At 51.1% G+C, this 17,810-nt stretch carries 17 protein-coding genes; 13 read left to right on the forward strand and 4 right to left on the reverse strand.

Annotated elements, in window-relative coordinates:
* The first annotated feature begins 240 nt into the window (after positions 1-240).
* The 10 genes from IG82_RS0106235 to IG82_RS0106280 all read left to right on the forward strand — a co-directional run bounded on the left by IG82_RS0106235 (position 241) and on the right by IG82_RS0106280 (position 10,449).
* The gene (locus tag IG82_RS0106235) at positions 241-420 is read left to right on the forward strand and encodes a hypothetical protein (protein WP_031934664.1); all 180 of its coding nucleotides are present in this window, start codon (positions 241-243) and stop codon (positions 418-420) included.
* A gap of 109 nt (positions 421-529) precedes the next feature.
* Entirely contained in the window at positions 530-994 is a 465-nt protein-coding gene (mraZ, locus tag IG82_RS0106240) for a division/cell wall cluster transcriptional repressor MraZ (protein WP_031934665.1), read from the forward strand.
* The gene (gene rsmH, locus IG82_RS0106245) at positions 991-1,908 is read left to right on the forward strand and encodes a 16S rRNA (cytosine(1402)-N(4))-methyltransferase RsmH (protein ID WP_052545777.1); all 918 of its coding nucleotides are present in this window, start codon (positions 991-993) and stop codon (positions 1,906-1,908) included. Before mraZ ends, rsmH begins: the two co-directional genes overlap by 4 nt.
* The gene (locus IG82_RS0106250) at positions 1,905-2,162 is read left to right on the forward strand and encodes an exodeoxyribonuclease VII large subunit (RefSeq protein WP_031934667.1); all 258 of its coding nucleotides are present in this window, start codon (positions 1,905-1,907) and stop codon (positions 2,160-2,162) included. Before rsmH ends, IG82_RS0106250 begins: the two co-directional genes overlap by 4 nt.
* A 17-nt stretch (positions 2,163-2,179) precedes the next feature.
* Entirely contained in the window at positions 2,180-3,742 is a 1,563-nt protein-coding gene (locus IG82_RS0106255; protein ID WP_156095433.1) for a peptidoglycan D,D-transpeptidase FtsI family protein, read from the forward strand.
* A gap of 77 nt (positions 3,743-3,819) precedes the next feature.
* A complete protein-coding gene (locus IG82_RS0106260; RefSeq protein WP_082192107.1) occupies positions 3,820-5,304 on the forward strand; it encodes a UDP-N-acetylmuramoyl-L-alanyl-D-glutamate--2,6-diaminopimelate ligase in 1,485 nt (494 codons plus the stop codon).
* Between the two features lie 4 nt (positions 5,305-5,308).
* On the forward strand, positions 5,309-6,742 hold the full coding sequence (locus IG82_RS0106265; protein ID WP_052545780.1) for a UDP-N-acetylmuramoyl-tripeptide--D-alanyl-D-alanine ligase: 1,434 nt from the start codon (positions 5,309-5,311) through the stop codon (positions 6,740-6,742).
* Positions 6,743-6,763: 21 nt separating this feature from the next.
* Positions 6,764-7,849: a phospho-N-acetylmuramoyl-pentapeptide-transferase gene (gene mraY / locus IG82_RS0106270; RefSeq protein WP_052545794.1), complete on the forward strand. Its 1,086-nt coding sequence runs from the start codon at positions 6,764-6,766 to the stop codon at positions 7,847-7,849.
* A gap of 15 nt (positions 7,850-7,864) precedes the next feature.
* The gene (gene murD, locus IG82_RS0106275; RefSeq protein ID WP_172642917.1) at positions 7,865-9,277 is read left to right on the forward strand and encodes a UDP-N-acetylmuramoyl-L-alanine--D-glutamate ligase; all 1,413 of its coding nucleotides are present in this window, start codon (positions 7,865-7,867) and stop codon (positions 9,275-9,277) included.
* 38 nt (positions 9,278-9,315) lie between these two features.
* A complete protein-coding gene (locus IG82_RS0106280; protein WP_031934673.1) occupies positions 9,316-10,449 on the forward strand; it encodes an FtsW/RodA/SpoVE family cell cycle protein in 1,134 nt (377 codons plus the stop codon).
* Here the strand turns inward: IG82_RS0106280 and IG82_RS0106285 are convergent.
* From IG82_RS0106285 to IG82_RS0106295, 3 genes are all read right to left on the reverse strand, one after another.
* Entirely contained in the window at positions 10,446-11,774 is a 1,329-nt protein-coding gene (locus tag IG82_RS0106285) for a TldD/PmbA family protein (RefSeq protein ID WP_052545781.1), read from the reverse strand. The genes IG82_RS0106280 and IG82_RS0106285 overlap by 4 nt on opposite strands.
* Positions 11,775-11,824: 50 nt before the next feature.
* Complete coding sequence (locus tag IG82_RS0106290; RefSeq protein WP_172642918.1) at positions 11,825-12,646, reverse strand: 4-hydroxybenzoate octaprenyltransferase; 822 nt, start codon at positions 12,644-12,646, stop codon at positions 11,825-11,827.
* A 64-nt stretch (positions 12,647-12,710) separates the two neighbouring features.
* On the reverse strand, positions 12,711-13,667 hold the full coding sequence (locus IG82_RS0106295) for a D-alanyl-D-alanine carboxypeptidase family protein (protein WP_052545783.1): 957 nt from the start codon (positions 13,665-13,667) through the stop codon (positions 12,711-12,713).
* A 243-nt stretch (positions 13,668-13,910) separates the two neighbouring features.
* Here IG82_RS0106295 and IG82_RS0106300 point away from each other — a divergent pair, with 243 nt between their 5' ends.
* The 3 genes from IG82_RS0106300 to IG82_RS0106315 all read left to right on the forward strand — a co-directional run bounded on the left by IG82_RS0106300 (position 13,911) and on the right by IG82_RS0106315 (position 16,901).
* The gene (locus IG82_RS0106300; protein ID WP_156095442.1) at positions 13,911-15,356 is read left to right on the forward strand and encodes an AMP nucleosidase; all 1,446 of its coding nucleotides are present in this window, start codon (positions 13,911-13,913) and stop codon (positions 15,354-15,356) included.
* Between the two features lie 264 nt (positions 15,357-15,620).
* Positions 15,621-16,199: an acyloxyacyl hydrolase gene (locus IG82_RS0106310; RefSeq protein ID WP_172642919.1), complete on the forward strand. Its 579-nt coding sequence runs from the start codon at positions 15,621-15,623 to the stop codon at positions 16,197-16,199.
* Positions 16,200-16,346: 147 nt separating this feature from the next.
* A complete protein-coding gene (locus IG82_RS0106315; protein WP_031934679.1) occupies positions 16,347-16,901 on the forward strand; it encodes an acyloxyacyl hydrolase in 555 nt (184 codons plus the stop codon).
* On the opposite strand, the gene IG82_RS06750 is transcribed toward IG82_RS0106315, so the two are convergent.
* Positions 16,898-17,770, reverse strand: coding sequence for an RlmE family RNA methyltransferase (locus tag IG82_RS06750; RefSeq protein WP_172642920.1), 873 nt, complete (start codon positions 17,768-17,770; stop codon positions 16,898-16,900). The genes IG82_RS0106315 and IG82_RS06750 overlap by 4 nt on opposite strands.
* Between the last annotated feature and the right edge of the window lie 40 nt (positions 17,771-17,810).

Raw genomic sequence — 17,810 nt, forward strand, 5'->3', positions numbered from 1 at the left:
CTAAGAACCTGTTTTTAGATACATCTTCCCCTTCCTGCCGCTGAATCTACCATGGGCTCTTAGAAAAACCTGAGCCATAGGACCACATCTTTCCTTCTCATTCTGAGCACTGTGAAAGGCAATTGAGGGATATGTGGATAACTCGGTGGACAATGCAATCCCATCTAGTCCCATTGACTCCCATAAAATCCCATGATAGTCTTAGAAACATAGGGTCACTTTTGTTTTGAGTTTGTGTGGATGGATAAAAACGACAGGAAACAAACGGTGGAAAAAACGCTTGATACCTTCCCGGCAGAAAAGGCGGCCCCCCAGGCACCGGCGCCTCAAGATGTCATTCAAGACACACACAGCAGCGTGAGCCTTGTGCCAGAAGACGAACCCTTTTGGAAACAGTTTTTGAAAGGACGCATGAAGTGAGCGGCCTCTTTCTGTCCTTAACTGACACCTCCCTTACTTCCTCCCCTTTGTCCTTATTACTTTTCTTGCGCATTCATCACGTCTTTCTTTTGGAGCAAAGGGGTGGCTTATGAGCTTGTTCCTATCCACGTTTGTGAACAAGATTGATAAAAAGGGCCGCGTGAGTGTGCCGGCCCCTTTCCGCACTCTGCTAAGCCGCAGTGAAACACGAGGGTTTGTGGCCTTTCGATCCCTGGTGCATACCGCTATTGAGGGATTTGCCTCAGAAAAGATGGAGGACCTAGCAACGCGCGTGGATGCTTTTCAGCTTTTTTCTGAAGAGCAAACGGATCTCACCGCCAGCATTTTTGCTGATGCCCATGTGCTCACCTTTGACAGCGAGGGGCGCGTGATGCTGACAGAAGCCTTGAGAAGCCACGCAGAGATTGACACAGAGGTGGCCTTTGTGGGGCGCGGTCCCACGTTTCAAATGTGGAATCCCAAACGTTTTGATACCTATCAACAACAGGCGCGAGAGCGCCTTAAGGTGTCCAGACCCACCCTCTCTCCCTCATCAAAAGTGGGGGCTGCATGACACACGCCCACACCCCTGTCATGAAAAAAGAAGTGATGGAAAAATTATCACCGCTAAGCGGGATGTTTCTCGATGCGACCTTCGGCCGGGGGGGCTATACTCAAGGTATTCTTGAGAGTAAACACGCAACCGTCGTTGCCTTAGATCGCGATCAAACGGCCATTGACTATGGACGCACCCATTTTCATCAAGCCCTCGAAACCGGTCGTCTTTGCCTGCACCATGCACGCTTTAGCACCCTCTCCACCTATGTGCACCACGAAAGCCTCGATGGCGCTGTGTTTGATTTGGGGTTGTCCTCTCCCCAGGTGGATGAGGCGAAGCGCGGGTTTTCCTTTAGCAAACAGGGCCCGCTTGACATGGATATGGGCCTTAGCCAAAAAAAGGCATCCGATCTGCTCAACACGGGTTCAGAAAAAGAGATTGCGCGCATTCTCTTTCAGTTTGGCGAAGAACGCCGATCACGCCAGATTGCCCGCAAGATTGTTGATAAAAGACGCACCCACCCTTTTCAACACACACAAGATGTGACTTCCCTTTTTGAAGGTGTTCCTCACAAACCAGGCACCATACACCCCGCTACCCGCACGTTTCAAGCCTTGCGCCTGTGGGTGAACGAAGAGCTTGAAGAATTGACCGCTGCCCTGACCCACATAACCCATGCCCTCCGGCCGGGTGGACGTTTTGTGTGCGTATCGTTTCACTCTCTTGAAGATCGCCTTGTGAAACAGTTTTTAAAACCCCTCCAGCCTACACAACCTTCACGGCATGTGCCTCAAAGCCTCGAAAGGCCGGTCAGCCCCTTTCGTGTCCCGCCCCGCCAACCTCAACGACCTCAGCCCGAAGAAATAGCCCACAACCCACGGGCACGATCGGCCAAACTGCGGTGGGCAATTCGGGAGATGAGATCATGACAAAAAAAATGATCTTCGGCATCGGCAACCTTCTGCTTACCGGGCTATTGGTGATGTACTTCAAATATTATGTGGCCAGCCTACGCCACCATGTAAGCCAACAACAAGCCCATCTCACCGAACTTCAGGGCCGCATGCAGCTCCTTTCTCTTGAATGGGCGCACCTGAATGCCCCTGAGCGCCTCGACCACCTTTCCAAACAATTTCTAAAGTTTTCTGCCATAACGCCTGAACAAATGAAAGGGGCTTTCTAGCTGAGAAAGGAGTGAATGTGAGGAGTATATCGAGACCAGAACTTGATTGCCACAGCCGCACCTATGGTATGTTGTGGGTGTTTTCGTGCCTTTTTGTGTTAGCCGGTGTGCGTTTGTGCCTGTTGACCAGCAAAAACACATGGTTTTCCGACCACAGCATGCCGCACACACCCCCAGCCCTGGCTTCGTTTTTTGACCGGAACGGGGTACTCATTGCTGGCAGCCTTCAAACCTATTCCATTTATGCCAATCCTCAAAAAACGCCTCATAAGGCAGAGGTTGTTAAAAAAATGACAGCGTGTTTCCCCGACCTTGACGGAAATCAACTCACAAAACGCCTCATATCAAACAAGGGGTTTGTGTGGATCAAACGGCACATCACCCCAGCGCAAAAAGCAGCCTTTCTCAAAATGGGGTTGCCGGGGCTTTTTCTTCAGAAGGATGTAAAACGCATCTATCCACAAAAGAACCTTTTTTCTCATATTGTGGGCATCACAGATATCGATGGACGAGGCCTGTCAGGTCTTGAAAAAACATTTTCTATGCACAGCCAAGATGTGTATACCTCTCTTGACAGCCGCGTTCAATATGCGATGAAAGCCGGGCTGGCTCAAGCGATTCAGCATTTTCAGGCCGAGGCAGGCAATGCGATTTTGCTGGATATCAAAAATGGTGAAATCTTGGGCATGGTGTCGCTTCCGGATTTTGACCCTAACAAACCGCAACAAGCCACACCCCAACAGTTTTTTAATCGCAACACCATGGGCGTGTATGAATTTGGGTCTGTGTTTAAAATACACAACGTCGCCATGGCTCTTGAGCATAAGTCCACATATCTTCACACCCTTTATGATGCGTCCACGCCGCTGCGCATGGGCAGGTTTGCGATTCGCGATTTCAGGGGCAAGGGCGGCAAACTCACGCTCCAAGAAGCCTTTCTTCGTTCCTCCAATATTGCGAATGCTAAGATTGCTCTTCATGCGGGGATTCAACAACAAAAACGTTTTTTTGAGAAAATGTCTTTTTTTCAACGTCTCCCCCTGGAGCTTCCTGAAGTGGCACACCCCATGGTGCCCGCGGTGTGGAGAGAGTCAACATTGGCCACAGCCTCTTATGGATATGGCATATCGATCACCCCGCTTCACTTGGTAAAAAGTGTGGCCTCCATTGTCTCTGGCTTTCACTGTGTCCCTACGCTAAGGAAGGTGGACACACCCCTCTCGCGCCCACGCGTTATCAAACCCAGAACTGTGCAGTTTATGCGCACAGCGCTAAGAGAATCTGTGCATCAAGGTCATGCTAAAAAAACCCATGTCCAAGGCTATGCCCTTGGCGCTAAAACAGGCACCGCCAACTTGTTGAGTGCCACCGGCCAATACCGAAAAGGAGAAAATCTTGTATCGTGTGTGGGCGCTTTTCCCATTCATAACCCGCGCTATGTTTTGCTTGTCACCCTCGAACACCCCAAGCCCTCGGCAGAAACCTACGGCTATACCACCGCTGGCTGGACAGCGGCCCCTGCCTTTAAGAACATCTTCCTTTCCCTCACGACAATCTTGGGCTTTTCACCCCATGCTTAGAATAAATAATTGACAAGAAGGCGAAGGTGGAGATGAATAGACAAAGGTAGAGGATTGAAAAGAATAGAATTGACCTCATGACGACGCTGACCACAGAACTACTCTTCCGCACCTTGCGTCCTTCTTGTTTTTTCAAAGGACAAACGACCAACTTCCACGGCATTACTGACCACTCATCACAAGCGGGTCCGGGCATTGTTTTTTTTGCTCTTCCCAGCAAACAACGAGGGCCAGAGGGGTTTATTGACCTGGCACTTCACAAAGGGGTCACCGCCATCGTGGCCCCCGAAGCGGTGGTGATAAAAAAACAAACCATTTTTTCTCACATCACCTTTTTTGGCGTGAAGGACATTCGTCTGGCGTTGGCTGAAACAGCCCACCTTCTCTTCCCTAAAACCCCTGATTTTATGGCAGGCATTACCGGCACCAATGGGAAGACGTCTATTGCCAATTTCACCCACCAACTCTGGCAGAGTTTAGGGAAAAAATCCATCAGCTTGGGCACCCTGGGTCTTAAGGGTATGGACTATTTCCCCCTATCACCTACGCACACAACCCCTGAACCTTTAGACCTTTATCCACTTCTTGATGAAGCCGCAGGACACGGGATCACGCACTGCGCCCTTGAGGCCTCAAGCCATGGCATTCATCAACGCAGACTGGATGGGATCAAATTTAACGTCGGTGTGTTCAGCAACTTTTCTCAAGATCACCTGGATTATCACCTCAATCTGAGAACCTATTGGCTGGCCAAGGTGCGACTTTTTAAAGAGCTCATTGCCCACCAAGGAACAGCGATCTCTAACGTTGACCTCCCCCACGCTTATGACCTGGCCGAGGCTTGTCGAAAAAACAGCCTGACTCACTGGACCTATGGCATTGATGATGGAGACGTGAAGGTGAACAAAATCACCTGCCTGCCTGAGGGACAAAAAGTTGAAGCCACCTTTTTAGGCCAACCCCTCACGTTCTCGTTCCCCCTTATTGGCCGCTTTCAGTTGGAAAATCTGATTGCCTCTTTGCTCATTGTGCATGCCTCGGGCGTCCCTCTGAAAGAGCTGATCCCCCACACCCCCAACATCACACCTGTGGAGGGAAGGCTTGAGTATGTGGGAACCACGCCTTCAGGTGGATCTATTTATATTGACTATGCCCACACCCCAGGGGCTTTGGAGACGGCACTGAAAGATTTGCGTGCCCATACAAAAAAATCTCTTTTTGTGGTGTTTGGATGCGGCGGGGACAGAGATCAAAGCAAACGCAGCCAGATGGGCCACATTGCTCATACCCTGGCAGATCAGGTGATCATCACAGATGACAACCCTCGACAAGAAAACCCTGATCATATAAGAAATGACATCTTAAAAGGGGCCCCCGATGCTCACAGCATCCCAGGGCGCGATGAAGCCATTTCTGTGGCCATAGATAAACTGAAGGAAGGCGATGTCTTGGTGATTGCAGGCAAGGGACATGAGCGGTTTCAGGTGGTGGGCACACGTTCTCTTCCCTTTAATGACAAGCATGCGGCCTTAAGGAAACTGAAACAGCTTAAAGCCTCTTAACCCTATGAACGCAGCAACCTTGTCCCCCCAAAACCCCTCATCTCAACCTCTTTTTACCTGGTCGGCGTTAGCCTCTCTCTTATCCACCCACGTCCCTGAAGGCTTGGCACCATGCATGGGGTTTTCGATTGATACGCGCACATTGCAGCCCAACGACCTGTTTATTGCCATCAAGGGACCTCATTTTGATGGTCATGATTTTCTTGATGACGCCTTTGCAAAAGGCGCCTGTGCCGCTCTGGTGGCCTCATCATGGCCTCACCATCACCCCCAAGGCCTTGTGGTCCATAATCCCCTCACCGCCCTTGAACACATCGCCCACGCGGCACGCCAGCGGGCCACGGACACTACCTTTATTGGCATTACCGGCAGCGTGGGGAAAACCAGCACGAAAGAAGGGTTAGCCTGGGTCTTAAAAGATCGCGGCGTGTTTGCTTCACGCAAAAGCTTCAACAACCACATCGGCGTCCCCCTTACGCTGGCCAATCTGCCGCCACACACCCCGCAAGCTGTATTTGAGTTGGGCATGAGCCATGCAGGGGAAATACGCGCCTTAGGCACTCTCGTCAAACCCCATGTGGGCCTTATCACCGCCATTGGCCCCAGTCACCTTGAACATTTTTCTTCCCTTCAGGGCATTGCGCTGGCAAAGGCTGAGCTTTTGGAAACACTCATCCCACCCGGCATCGCCGTGCTGAATCGGGATGACGACTTTTTTCCGTTGTTAGAAAATATCTGTCACCAGCAAGGTGTGGGCACCCTTATCACCTTTGGTGAGCATGCCCAGGCTGATGTGCGTCTTCATGAATGGCATGCGCAAAAGAACGGCACGTCATTTTCCTGCCTCTATTTTGGCCACCCCCATCATGGCCAGATCCCCCACACAGGCAAACACTGGGTTATGGGCGCCTTGTCTATTTTGGCTGTCACCCATGCCTTGGGTCTCGACCCAAACGAGGTCCTCGCCCATCTCATGACATGGCCGTGTTATCAAGGTCGCGGTCAAACCCACACGATCACTTTCCACGGCAAAACCATCACGGTTATTGACGATACATATAATGCCAACCCCCTGTCTATGAAGGCCGCACTTGAAGCCTTGGCCTTAAGGCCCAAACCCTCAGGACGGCGCGTGATTGTGTTGGCTGATATGAAAGAGTTGGGAGACACAGCGCCCTTAGCGCACAAAAACTTAAGCCCCCTCATTCAGGCGTGCAGCGTGGATGTGGTGATGACGGTTGGCCCTTTGATGGTGTACCTGCATCGCGCCTTGCCGCCCACCCTTGAAACGCATCATGTTTCTGATTGGATTCAGGCGTGGCCTTTGTTAACATCTTTGTTAACACATGGTGACATGATTCTGCTCAAAGGGTCACGATCCATGGAATTGGACAAAGTTGTGGATCGTTTGCTTTCTGCGGCGGCTGGGCCAACGTGACATTGATTGTGGATTTTGATCATGCTTTATGCTCTGTTTAATGCGCTTGCTACCCACCAAGGCATCTCCCTGTTTGGGTATATCACCTTTCGCACGATTCTTGCATTTTTGACCTCTTTTGTGGTCAGTTTTTTGCTCGGACCTGTGGTGATTCGCATGCTCAAAACCTATCAAACGCGGGGGCAACCCATTCGATCTGATGGACCGCAAACACATATTACTCAAAAAAAAGGCACCCCCACCATGGGCGGCCTCTTGATTCTCTTAGGGTTTTCTTCTGCAGCCCTTCTGTGGGGCAATTGGAGCAATCCGCCTACATGGTGGTTGTTTTTTGTAACGCTGGCCTTTGGCCTATCGGGGCTTATTGATGACGCTCTTAAACTTGCTCACTTTAATCACTATGGCCTTAAACCCCTCCATAAAACTCTGGTACAGGTGGCTTTTTCGCTTGTGGCTGTGGGATGGTTGTGGATGATTTTTCCTGCGCACCTAAAAGACACACTGCACTTCCCCTTCTTTAAGGATGCCCTGTGGCATTTGTCTTTCTTATTTCCTGTATTTTCCATGCTGGTGCTGATTGGCAGCGCCAATGCTGTGAACCTCACAGACGGGCTTGATGGGCTTGCCACGGGGCCTGTGGTGATATGTACCACGGTGCTGTCTATTATTGTTTATTGCGTGGGGCATAAAGAGTTTGCGTCCTATCTGCACATTCCTTATGTGCCTGGTGTGGGCGAAGCGGCTGTGTTGGGCGGCGCTCTCATTGGCGCGTGCTTAGGCTTTTTGTGGTATAACGCCCCCCCGGCCATGATTTTCATGGGGGATACCGGCTCCATGGCCATGGGCGGTTTTTTAGGGGGGCTTGCGCTCTTAGCCAAGCATGAGCTGATTTATGCCTTCATTGGGGGCATTTTTGTGCTTGAAACCCTGTCGGTGATTGTGCAGGTACTCTATTTTAAACACACGCGCAAACGCATTTTTCTGATGGCGCCCATTCACCATCACTTTGAAGCCAAGGGGTGGTCCGAGTCATCTGTGGTCTTTCGTTTTTGGATTATTTCTATTATCCTCGGCGTTTTGGGTCTTGCCACGCTGAAGTTGCGTTAATCTTTTCCCATGGCTATGCACACGCTATCTCCTGCCAAGCCTGACCCCCTTGATTTTTTGAAAGATCAACGGGTGCTGGTGGTGGGCATGGGGCTTTCAGGGCTGGCCACAGCCAAAGTCATACAAAAAAGTGGCGCCCACGTCACCGTGACAGATGATCGTCACACAAGCGGTGAAGGGTTTGCCTATCAGCCGCCCGATCAGATTGACCCGAAGGGTTTTGATCTTATCCTCTTAAGCCCCGGCATTGCCCACAAAGGCCCCCACCCTCATCCATTGGTGGTAAAAGCGCTCAAAGCTGGTACCCCGCTGTCATCTGATGTGGATCTTTTTTTTCAAACACACCCCCCCGTCACCACCATTGGCATTTCAGGCACCAATGGTAAATCAAGCACCACCTCGCTGATTCACTGTGCTCTTTCTGCCTTGGGGCAACACAGTGTGATGGCCGGCAACATTGGCGTGCCCATTTTGACGGTCCTGCCCCTTGAAGGCAAAGATGTATGTGTAATTGAGCTGTCTTCCTATCAGCTGGAAACTGTACCCCATCTTTCGCTTGATCTGGCGATTTTATTGGCCATCACGCCCGACCACCTGGCGCGGCACGGCACCCTTGAAGCTTATGCGGCACAAAAACGCACCCTCTTCAACATCGGGTCTGCAGAAGGCCGATGCCTTTATGATGCTCATGACCCATGGCAAGCCCCCTTTGTGCGTGACGCCCCTCACCCACATCGTTTTATCCCCTATGCCCATGGCACACCCTTGAAGGCAGGGTTTTTTCTCATCAAAGACACCCTTCATGACACCTATCACACCCCACATACCACAGTGAAAGCCTCCTTTCCACACATGGCGGAAGCCACGCTTCTCACCTCTTTTGCGGCACTCAGGTTATTGGGGCATGATGCTCATGCCATCATCAAGGCCATAAAGACCTGGCCTGGCCTGGCCCATCGTTATGAGCGCGTTATCCCCTCTCAACACCCTGCCGCAAACATCACCTTCATTAATGATAGCAAGGCCACAAACGTGGAGGCAGCGGCGTTTGCCCTCAAAAAAAGCCAAGGCCAACCTGTGTTTTGGATTGTGGGTGGGCGCCTTAAAGATCAGGCAGATCTGACTCCGTGGATCCCTTACTTACCCTTCGTGACAGAGGCCTTTCCCATGGGCGAGTCAGCGGCGACTGTGGCCCAGTTTCTTGCCGATCACCATGTCCACCACATCCCCTGTTCGACCCTTGCCGCCGCTTATCAAGAGGCCGTGGCTGCCGCTGCCCGGTGGGTCCAAAGCAATCCCGGCAAACAGGTGCCCTTGGTTCTTCTCTCTCCAGGGGGTGCCAGTTTTGATGCTTTCCCCCATTTTGAAGCGCGCGGCGATCACTTCAAAGCCCTGATCCAAAGTGACAAGACGATAAAAACGCTTTAGACTTGCGTCTGGAGCTATGATACAGAAAGGCCGCGCCCTTGCTTGATTTTTCTTCTGCACGCACCAACCGCACGTTTTGGGGAGAATGGTTATGGACCATCGATCTGGCCACACTCTTTACCGTGTGCTTGTTGATGGGGCTTGGCATTCTTTTTATGATGGCGGCAAGCCCGAGCATTGCCTCACACTATGGGTATGAAACGTTTTTCTATCTCAAAAAACACGTGATCTTTGTGTTGGTGGGATTTGTAACGCTGCTTGTGAGCTCACATCTTTCGGTACACCATATGCGTCGCCTGGCCTTTGTGGGGTTTGGCCTGATGCTCTGTTTATTGTGGATGACCCTTTTTTGGGGAACACCCGTCAAAGGAGCCAAGCGCTGGATCAAGGTGGCGGGGTTTCCGTGTCAGCCTTCCGAATTTTTGCGACCATGCCTGTTGGTCGTCACCGCATGGCTGCTGAGTGAGGGCAAACGGTTAGCCGGCCAATTTTCAGGCATGGCCTGGGCGTTTGCCTGCCTCTTCATCAGTTTAGCCCCGCTGACTCTCCAACCTGACATTGGCATGACGTGTGTGCTTTTGGGCTCTTTTCTAACGCAAGTTTTTCTTGCGGGCCTTGCGTGGCGTTTCTTGTTTTTAGGGGCGGGCGTGTTTGCCCTGTCTGGTGTGGGGCTTTTCTTTCTCTTTCCCCATGTGCGCCACAGGATTGAGATTTTTCTTGGTCACAATAAAGGCGACCCTTTTGGGGATCAATTTCAAATCATCAAATCCATCCAATCCTTTCAGTCAGGCGGTTTATGGGGCATTGGGCCAGGAGAAGGACGCATTAAAGGGCATCTTCCTGACGCGCACACAGACTTTATTTTTTCTGTCACAGGTGAAGAATTTGGAGGGCTTTTTTGCCTTGCGCTTATGGTGCTTTATGGGTTTTTGATTCTCAGACACCTTTATTGGACCCTGTCTCAACACAGCTTATTTGTGATCTTAGGCGTTGCAGGTCTTATTACGAATCTGGGGCTTCAAGCCTGTGTGCACTTCTTGTCCACCTTAGGGGTCATTCCCACCAAGGGGGTGCCCTTGCCTTTTATGAGTTATGGGGGGTCATCGATGATGGGTGCTGCCATCACCATAGGCTTTTTGTTGGTTTTTACGAGAAAACGACTTTTTTCTTAAAGGCTTGAGACCGTCATGTTTTCAATCAACAGCGAAGGCGCGTTGAGCGAGCCACGCATCTCAAGATCATTGGCCGGCGTCAGGGAGGCAAACATGTCTTGCAAACGCCCCACAATGGTTACCTGATCCACAGGATAGGCCACCTCACCGCCCTCAATCCAAAGACCCGAGGCTCCCACGCTATAATCCCCGGTCAACAGATTGACCCCGCCCCCGCTTTCCATAATCTCGGTGACCAGCAGGCCGTTGTGCATCTCTTGCATCAGGGCTTGAGGCGACTTGTCTCCCGCCAGCACATTGACATGGTGCGCCGCAATGCCGGGCGGCCCACCGGCAGGCCAGGTGGCATGAGCCGTTGACGGCAAGTCCAACTTATGGGCAAAGCGCATATTCAAAAGCCAGGTCTCAAGCACGCCGTCTTGCACCAGTGGTGTTTTATGGGTGGGCAAGCCTTCCCCATCAAAAAGGCATGCACCAAAACCATAGGGCACATGAGGGTCGTCGACAATATGCACGCCTTTGGCAAAAACTTGCGTGCCACGGGCTTTTTGAAGGAAACTCATCCCCTCACACACCTTGCCGCCATGGATCGCCGCCAGCAAATGCCGCACAAGCATCGGGGCAATCTTATTCTCAAAAAGTACAGGATAATGGCCTGTCACCGCGCGCTTTGGGTTTTGTTTGCGCAACACGCGATGAGCTGCTTTGTTGGCCACGGCGGTTTCATCTTCAAGGTCATCAAGATTCATGGCAGCTGCGCCATACCCATCCACCTGCCGTGCACCCTCAGCGCCCGCCAACAACGCCACACTTACCCCATAGGTTGACGCACGATGCTGGCCATAAAAACCACCCCCTGTCACTAGAGTGGTCACGCTGTGGCCGTATCCGGCACTAGCGCCATCAGATCCATTGATACCGTCATGATCCAGAGCCGCACGCTCTAATGTTTCTGCGCGGCGTACAAGCTCATCCATCTCTAAGGTTCGCGTATCCACAGGCAGGGTATGGTTGCCTTGAAACCACATATCCGGAGATGAGCGCACAAGAAACCTATCCTCCGGCACAGAAGCAGCCATAGAAAACGCACGCGTCAAGAGGGCCTCAACATCATCCAGGCGGCTGGTGGTCACCACAGCCGATTTTTGCCCCACAATCACCCGTATAGATATATGCTCGTCTGAGGAAAACGTGGCGTCTTCAAGCACACCCAAACGCACCTTGGCTTCGGCATCTGTTTCGACCCGATGCACCAGGTCACAATCTGAAGCCCCTTTGGCACGTATTTTCTGCGCCAGGGACGTGAGCCTATCTTTAATATCCATACCGGCACTTTAAAGCCTTGTGCCCCTGTGCACAACCCCTGTCAGCACCCTCATGATACACAACCTATCCAAAGACAAAACGCAACCCAAAGCCCTGTCCACGGATTGGCAAAAAAAACACGCAAGCAACTTTGTGGCTCACGAATATCCAGATTCCATTGCTGCCACCCAAGATGCCCAGCCGCAAGCCCAAGGCCCAAAAAATAGGGCCATCCCCACTGTTCAGACCACCCAAGGGCCACCAAACATACCATCATCCCCACAAGGCAACACACAAAAAAGATGCCGGGATGATCTCCCCACAAAAGAGAGGTGGATTTCACCCCCACCTTGCTGTCATCAACGCGATCTTGATAGCCATACACCGTGTCATAATAAAGCGTCCACAAGATACCCGCCCCATAAAGCAAAAAAGGAGCAAAGGTCACAGATCGAAAATCCGGGTTCACCTGAAACCAGGCCACCCAAATGCCACTTGAAAAAAGAAACCCTAAATAAAGCTGGGGCCAGTATGTAACGCGTTTGAGCCACGGATAGGGAAGCACCAAAAGGGCTGCAAGAAGCCCCCCATAAATGGCCGCCATGCTCAGCTGCACAAGCACCCACAAAGCCAGCACCAGCATCACGCCTGAGGCGCACCCAAGCGCCACCAAAGAAACATCTTTTTGGGCCAGCGGCCTTTGCTGGGTTCGGGTAACATGACAGTCTATGTCTTGATCCACCCAATCATTGTAGGCACACCCCACACTCCGCGTCAGAAACGCCCCCCATAAAAAAAGAAGAAGATCCTGCCACCGTGGTTGTCCACCGCTTGCCACAATCAGCCCCCACAAGCACGGGAGATACAAAAGCATCACACCGCGAGGACGCATAAGGCGAAAAACATCTCCCAATCGCCATAAAGAGTGCTGATTCACGAACATAGGGTCCTTAACGTTAAGAGGCGGTCAGCAAATCATCCACCGTTCTTGCCTTGGCCACCATTGCGCGACGCGTCTTCAAGAAACGCACCGAGCGCATCTGCTTTTTGGGACGACGGCGCTTCGGTTTCACAGGCTTGCCCAACGAAGCTGATTGCAGGAAAGGCCCCTGCTGCCAGTTCGGCATGCGCTTAAGACTCTTTTGATTGAGGTTGGCATGGCGAAACCCCATTTCAAGAAGCGAGACCATCCGCTGATCACGCCACTTTGCGGTTTTGCCGCCAATGACCACGGCCATCAACCTTTTTTGTTTGCGTTTGGCGGAGGTCACCAGATTAAAACCGGCTTTTCTGATATAGCCCGTCTTCAAACCATCCACGCCATGCACGTTGCCCACAAGCTTGTTATGGCTTTTGTGGATCTTGCCACGGAAGGAAAATTTTCTGCGCTTAAAATAGGCATACTCTTTGGGAAAGTGTTTAACCAAAAAAATGCCTAGGCGCGCCATGTCATGCGCTGTGGTCATCTGCTTGGGGTGAAACAAGCCTGTGGCATTATGAAACGACGTACGCTTTAATCCTAAAGACCAAGCTCTGGCCGTCATCAGGCGCGCAAACCTTCTTTCTGATCCACCCACAGCCTCAGCCAGGGCAACAGCAATATCATTGGCAGACCGACACACCAGCGACAAAATGGCTTTTTCCACCGTAATCCAATCTCCCGGTTTTAACCCCAAACTTGAGGGTTCTTGCTGGGCCGCCCACCTGGAGATAGGAATTTTTTGATTCAAGCGCAACTGGCCCCGATGCAACGCATCAAACACCAAATAAAGGGTCATCATCTTGGTGAGCGACGCGGGATAGATCCGTTCTTGCGAGCTGATTTGATGAAGCACACGACCTGTTTGCACATCCACCACAATAGAGGCATATCGAGGGTTGGCGGCATAGGCCGGCCCCAATAACTGCCACATGACGCATAGGCAAACACAAAAATACCGCATCTTCATGACGATCATTTTCCAAGAATGATTGCTTATTCTAGACATCAAAAATCTACAGATCTGTTAACAAGGATGAACGCATACCGACACCCCCTTGTTTGTGTGCTTCTTTTTCTATAGTGTGAATGTTTCGAGAATACAAGAATCATTGTTAAAAAATTAACGATCAGCTTTATGGACTCTTTAAAAAATTTTTTGCCTTTTCTGTCCTCCATGCAGGGCAACGCCAGCCTTTGTTACACAGGAGAAGAAGCCGTCGCTTTGCTGAACACGCTTTATGAAGAAGGCAAGCAAATGTCGGAAGACATGATCCGCGACCTTCAAAAAGGCATTCCTTGCAACGGCAACATTCCCTGTTATCCTTATATTGCCTTTGCCGTAGCACCTAAGGAACTTAACATTGATGCCACCAGAGCCTATGGCATAGCATCAGAGCCAGGTGTGTATGGAACCACAGTCACAAGGCCAGATATTTTTGGTGCTTACTATCAAGAACAAATTAATCTTCTGATCCGCCACCACAAGGCACCCGTCCTTGTGGGAAAAAGCACATGGCCTATCCCACTTCCTTTTTTTCATGAGGCCTCTCTTTCTACGCTTGACCCCGCCACACTGTGGGACATGGCCAATAATGTCCCCTTGCCTGACCTGTCTAAAGTCGACGACAGCATTGCCAACGGCACCTATACCCTTGCTGACAAAAATGTGCCACGACCTCTGGCCCTTTTCACCGCAGAGCGTGTGGATTATTCGCTGCACCGCCTTTATCATTATTGCGGCACAGCACCTGAGCATTTCCAACATTTCATTCTTCTCACCAACTATCAGCGCTATATTGACCACTTTGTAAACCACGCCCTTGAAACACTCGAGAGCGACAGTGACTATACAGCCCTGGTGGAGCCCGGTGATATTATCAGCCGCAACCGCCAAGAGTTTGAAGCCAAACACAAAAACCGACCTCAACACTTGCCACAAATGCCCGCTTATCACCTCAAACGCAAAGACGGAAGTGGCACCACCTTTGTGAATATTGGCGTGGGACCCACCAATGCCAAAAACATCACCGACCATCTTGCCGTGTTAAGACCCCATTGCTGGATCATGTTGGGGCATTGTGCTGGCTTTCGGCGTTCACAACACTTGGGTGATTACGTCCTCGCCCACGGCTATGTCCGGGATGACCACGTTCTTGACCGAGACGTGCCGCTCTGGACACCCATCCCCCCCATCGCGGAAGTTCAGATGGCGCTGCAAGAGGCTGTGGTCAATGTGACAGGCCTTAAAGGCGCTGACATCAAAACGCGCATGCGCACGGGCACCGTGGTCAGTTGTGATGACCGGAATTGGGAAATCAGTGCGAAGGAAACCTTTGCCCGCTATAATCGCACACGAGCCATTGCGCTCGACCTTGAGTCAGCAAGCCTGGCCACCAACGGGTTTCGTTTTCGTGTACCCTACGGAACACTCTTGTGTGTGTCGGATAAACCTCTTCATGGAGAGCTTAAACTCAAAAATATGGCTACGCAGTTTTATAAAGATCGCGTGCATCAACACATGGAAGTGGGGCTTGAAACCATTCGCCTACTCCGCAGCCGTGGATCTGAGATTTTGCACTCACGAAAATTGCGAGGCTTTGATGAGCCACCCTTTAGATGATCCATCTATCAACACTGACGTGCCCTTTCATGCTCGATCAACACACGGATGCATGCCACACAGCTGAAGAAAATAATAAAAAAATGTTTAAAAAACAATATTTTCTTTTTTGATGAGGAGGTTTGTTAAGAACACACCCTTACGATCATACACAGTGTGTTATTTTACACTCACGAAACATTGTTAAGATATGATATGGGTCATGTGGGCGACGATTGTTAAGCCTGATGTTTGTAGTGTGTCTTTGGTGATATGATGGTAAAGATGTTGCGCTTTTTTCGTTTTTCTTTTTTGTGGGCAGGGTTGTTCTGCCTGCCTTTGTGCGCTGCTGAAGTGGCTCCCTTCTTCAACTATGAAGGGCAGAGTGTGATGATCACCGCGGCCCGAGGCATCAACCGCCAAATTTTATCCCTCTTCACGCAAAGCACATTTCCTGGCACATCCTCAAGCACCCTGTTTGCAGGAAGTTATCTCCTGCCCGGCACGGTATGGTCGTTTCCTTTGCGCCATCGTTTTGAGGTAGGCTATCAAGGCAACCGTCATGACGATTATCAAAGCTATACGCATGCCGTTGCGGGGTGGATGCCAGAAGCACTGGTTAACCTCAACCCTGCTTACATCTCTTTTGGCGCAGGCCCCTACCTGAAATCACGCGCCACACCTGTCAGCGGCGGTCGCTTTGCGGTGGTGGCGAACCTGGCCTTTGGGGTGACGTTTCACGCCGTCAATGTGGAGATGTTCTTAAGGCATCATTCCAATGCCTATACAGCTTCACCCAATCACGGCAATGATTTTTTTGGCATTGCCTTATCCTATAATTTCAGCCTGCACAGCCGCAGTTAAGGGCCGCTGGGCCTTACCCTTCTCTCAGAAACCTTGCCTCCAAAAAAATGTGCTCGTGAAAGATATTATAGAAAATTGCCTCTTTTTATTTTAAAAATTGTGTATTCGTGATTAGAATACTCTTATTCATTCACGTTATCCTTTTGTATGCGGGCACGCTTTTTTGTTATTGGCACGTTGTTGTCATTACCCCCCACCTATGTCTGGGCCGATTCTGCTCATGAAGCCTTTTTTGCGAACCACTCTCAGGCGGTCATGATCACAGGCGGCGCACCCGTCAACCGCCGGGCCTTTGATCTGTTTCTGAAAAACGCTCCCACCGAAAACCAACAGCACACCCTCTATGCCGCAGGTTATTATTTTCCTGGCACATTATGGGTATGGCCCATCCGTAATCGCCTAGAAATCAACTATCTCAACCATATCCACGAACGCTATCGCCATTTTGTGGTGGGGTGGGTGCCTGAGCTGCTTTTCAATCTTAAGCCGTGCTATATCGCCTTGGGGGCTGGCCCTGAAATCAAAAGCCGGCCCACACCCGTCAATGGGGGATATTTTTTCGTTGTGGCCAACCTGGCTTTGGGTGTGACGTTTGATCCTGTCACCATTGAAGTGGCGTTGAAGCACTTTTCTAATTTCTACACCTCTGTGCCCAACGACGGCATTGATTTTGTCACCCTCAGCGTTGGGTTTTCATTCTAGGGCCTTTTGGATGATGAAGTGCCCTTAAAGCCCCGTGCCACCACATACATTTCTGACGACTCTTTCCGACTCGATGCTGGCTTCACACAGTGCACATGAGAAAAACACTGTTTAAGTGCCTTAAGATACGCCGGATCGCCCCCGCCTTGAAAAATTTTGGCCACAAAATGTCCCTTGGGGGATAGCACCTTTTGTGCAAAATCCAGCGCCGCTTCGCTTAACGCCATAATGCGCAGGTGATCTGTGGATTTATGCCCTGTGGTGGAAGGCGCCATATCACTCAGTACCACATCTGCCCGACCGCCATAGGGGGCAAGGGCTTGCTCCAGCCACACTAACGCTTCATCTGACAAAAAATCGCCTTGAAAGAACAATGCACCGTCAAGAGGGGTCATCTCGCATAGATCAAGCCCCATCACCACGCCTTGCCGTTGCCCATCGTGAGATGGATCTTGAGAACGCCCGCACTTGTCTGATGCCGCAAGGGCGGGCGCAACATCTTGATCTGATCCACCTGACCCTTGGGTCCTGCCTTCTTTTGTCATAGCCTCGGCGGCTTGGGTTTTCCTCTTGCCGATTGTGGCGGCATCTGTTTTGAGGGGGCGGGGTCGGCCTTTCTTCTCAGCGCGGGACGGCTCTGCTAGACGCGATAGCGCCACTTCGCTCCAGCTGCCCGGTGCGCAGCCCAAATCAACCACCACCTGGCCTGGAACCAACAGCTTATACTTGTCATCCATCTCCATCAGCTTGTACGCCGCGCGTGAGCGAAAGCCCTCACGGGCCGCCCGTTTCACATAAGGGTCTTTGAACTGCCTCCTCAGCCATTGTTGAGAAGACATGGATAATGTCTTACTTTTATGAAAACGCATACCCTGCCCCCATGGATATTGACCTTCTATAACGCACCCC

Source organism: Candidatus Hepatobacter penaei (assembly GCF_000742475.1).
Taxonomy (GTDB): domain Bacteria; phylum Pseudomonadota; class Alphaproteobacteria; order Holosporales; family Hepatobacteraceae; genus Hepatobacter; species Hepatobacter penaei.

Excerpts from the sequence above, each read along its gene's own strand:
- IG82_RS0106235 (WP_031934664.1), top strand. The coding sequence starts at position 241 with ATGGATAAAAACGACAGGAAACAAACGGTGGAAAAAACGCTTGATACC.
- mraZ (WP_031934665.1), top strand. The coding sequence starts at position 530 with ATGAGCTTGTTCCTATCCACGTTTGTGAACAAGATTGATAAAAAGGGC.
- rsmH (WP_052545777.1), top strand. The coding sequence starts at position 991 with ATGACACACGCCCACACCCCTGTCATGAAAAAAGAAGTGATGGAAAAA.
- IG82_RS0106250 (WP_031934667.1), top strand. The coding sequence starts at position 1,905 with ATGACAAAAAAAATGATCTTCGGCATCGGCAACCTTCTGCTTACCGGG.
- IG82_RS0106260 (WP_082192107.1), top strand. The coding sequence starts at position 3,820 with ATGACGACGCTGACCACAGAACTACTCTTCCGCACCTTGCGTCCTTCT.
- IG82_RS0106265 (WP_052545780.1), top strand. The coding sequence starts at position 5,309 with ATGAACGCAGCAACCTTGTCCCCCCAAAACCCCTCATCTCAACCTCTT.
- mraY (WP_052545794.1), top strand. The coding sequence starts at position 6,764 with ATGCTTTATGCTCTGTTTAATGCGCTTGCTACCCACCAAGGCATCTCC.
- murD (WP_172642917.1), top strand. The coding sequence starts at position 7,865 with ATGCACACGCTATCTCCTGCCAAGCCTGACCCCCTTGATTTTTTGAAA.
- IG82_RS0106285 (WP_052545781.1), bottom strand. The coding sequence starts at position 11,774 with ATGGATATTAAAGATAGGCTCACGTCCCTGGCGCAGAAAATACGTGCC.
- IG82_RS0106290 (WP_172642918.1), bottom strand. The coding sequence starts at position 12,646 with ATGCGTCCTCGCGGTGTGATGCTTTTGTATCTCCCGTGCTTGTGGGGG.
- IG82_RS0106295 (WP_052545783.1), bottom strand. The coding sequence starts at position 13,667 with ATGTGGCAGTTATTGGGGCCGGCCTATGCCGCCAACCCTCGATATGCC.
- IG82_RS0106300 (WP_156095442.1), top strand. The coding sequence starts at position 13,911 with ATGCAGGGCAACGCCAGCCTTTGTTACACAGGAGAAGAAGCCGTCGCT.
- IG82_RS0106310 (WP_172642919.1), top strand. The coding sequence starts at position 15,621 with ATGTTGCGCTTTTTTCGTTTTTCTTTTTTGTGGGCAGGGTTGTTCTGC.
- IG82_RS0106315 (WP_031934679.1), top strand. The coding sequence starts at position 16,347 with ATGCGGGCACGCTTTTTTGTTATTGGCACGTTGTTGTCATTACCCCCC.
- IG82_RS06750 (WP_172642920.1), bottom strand. The coding sequence starts at position 17,770 with ATGCGTTTTCATAAAAGTAAGACATTATCCATGTCTTCTCAACAATGG.